Annotated in this window: 1 protein-coding gene and 2 pseudogenes; all 3 read left to right on the top strand. The window is 75.8% G+C overall.

Annotated elements, in window-relative coordinates:
• Window positions 1-75: 75 nt before the first annotated feature.
• Window positions 76-504 (top strand): annotated as a pseudogene (locus AB0I76_RS29000) (hypothetical protein); the annotation flags it as partial.
• 58 nt (window positions 505-562) lie between these two features.
• A complete protein-coding gene (yaaA, locus tag AB0I76_RS28995) occupies window positions 563-1,360 on the top strand; it encodes a peroxide stress protein YaaA (RefSeq protein WP_357042059.1) in 798 nt (265 codons plus the stop codon).
• Between the two features lie 99 nt (window positions 1,361-1,459).
• Window positions 1,460-1,873, top strand: a pseudogene (locus AB0I76_RS28990) (hypothetical protein); the annotation flags it as partial.

Genomic DNA, 1,873 nt, shown 5'->3' with positions numbered 1-1,873 from the left:
CGACCGGCTTGTTCTCCTCGTCGAGGACCCGGAAGCTGACCCGCAGGTGCGCGGGGAGCTTCTCGGTGTCCCAGCGCCACGGCCGGCTTGGCCGCCCTGGCGGCCGCCACGCTGGTGGTGACCGTGCTGTTCGCCACCACCGGCACGCAGGAGGGCCGGGACGAGGAGCGGGGGGCCCGGGAGCTGGCCGACGCGGTTCGCGCCGGTGGGCCCCGGGAGGTGTACGGGGACTACTGGACCTGCAACCGGTTGATCTTCAACACCGGCGAGGACGTGGTCTGCGGGGTCCTCGACGACGGGTTCACGCCCGGGCAGAACCGCTACTCGGCGTACTGGCGGCAGGTGGCGCGGGCCACCCGGCCGGGCTACGTGGTGGAGTCCGGTTCGGCGCTGGAGCGGAAACTGCGGCGGCTGCTCGGTGACCGGGCCGACGCGGCGCTGGTCGTCGAGGTCGGCGGGTATCGCGTGTACCACCCGGAGCAGCCGGTCCGGCCGTGGCGGTAGGGCCGGGCCGTACGCTGGCCGCAGCCGGCGTGCGCCGGGCCGACCGAGGAGTCCACCGATGCTCATCCTGCTGCCGCCGTCCGAGGGCAAGGCCGACGCCGGCACCGGCCGGCGGCTGGACCTGGCCCGACTCTCGTCGCCGGAGCTGACGCCGGCCCGAGAGGAGGTGCTGGCGGCGCTGGTCGCGCTGAGCACCTCGGGGGACGAGGAGGCGGCGCTGGCCGCGCTGGGGCTCAGCCCCGGCCAGCGGGGGGAGCTGCGGCGCAACGCCCGGCTGCGGGAGGCGGTGACCGCACCGGCGGAACGCCTCTACACCGGGGTCCTGTACGAGGCGCTCGACCTCGGCTCGCTGCCCGCCCCCGCGCTGCGGGCCGCCCGCCGGTCGGTGCTGATCAGCTCCGGCCTGTGGGGCGCGGTACGGCTCACCGACCGGATCCCGCCGTACCGCTGCCCGGTCGGGGGGAAACTGCCGTCAGTGGGTGCGCTGTCGACGTGGTGGCGGACGGCGCTGGCCCCGGCGATGACCGCCGCGGCGGGTACCGGGCCGGTGCTGGACCTGCGCTCCGGCGCGTACGCGGCCACCTGGACGCCGCGCGGCCCGGTGGCCGCCCGTACGGTGACCGTGCGGGTGCTGCACGAGCGCGACGTCGACGGTGTGCCCGTCCGGTCGGTGGTGAGCCACTTCAACAAGGCCACCAAGGGCCGGCTGGTCCGGGACCTGCTGCTCGCCGGCGCCCGCCCGCGTACCGCCGACGCTCTGGTGGCCGCCCTGCGGGACCTGAAGTACCGGGTCGAGGAGCAGCCGAGGCCGGCCGGCCGGCCACGCCAGGTCGACGTGGTCGTTTCCGAGCTGTAGGCCGCACCGCAAGATTTCCTCAAGGCTCGCCCGGATCGGTTTCGTCGGCGCGGCGCAGCCGCCACGGTAGGGGAACCACGAGCCGACGAGGAGCCCGAGGTGTCCCCCGAACCGATCCTGCTCGACCGGTCCCGCCCGCCGGTGACCCCGCCGCCGCTGGACTGGCTGACCCTGGCCGACGCGTTCGAGGCGGCCTGCCTGCTGCGCTGCATGACGCCGCCGGCCGGCTCGAATCCCCGGCGGCCCGCTCCGGTGCATCCGCCGATGACGGTGGAGTTCAACCGGGAGGAGGCGGCGCAGCGGATGCGGCAGCTGCTGGACCGGCTGGGCGTACCCGTCCGCCACGAGATGGCCGTGGGCGGACTGCGCCGCCGCTACGAACTGCACCGGATCTCCGTGCCGGCCGTGCACCGCACCGCGTACGCGCAGGTGGTGGAGGCCGGCTGGCGGCAGGGCCGCCGCGAGCTGCTGGGCGGACCGGTGCCCGGGGCTTCGACCGCGCGCCGGGTGTGG

It is taken from the genome of Micromonospora sp. NPDC049799 (assembly GCF_040656655.1).
GTDB lineage: Bacteria > Actinomycetota > Actinomycetes > Mycobacteriales > Micromonosporaceae > Micromonospora.
This window is presented reverse-complemented; position numbering and strand designations above follow the sequence as displayed.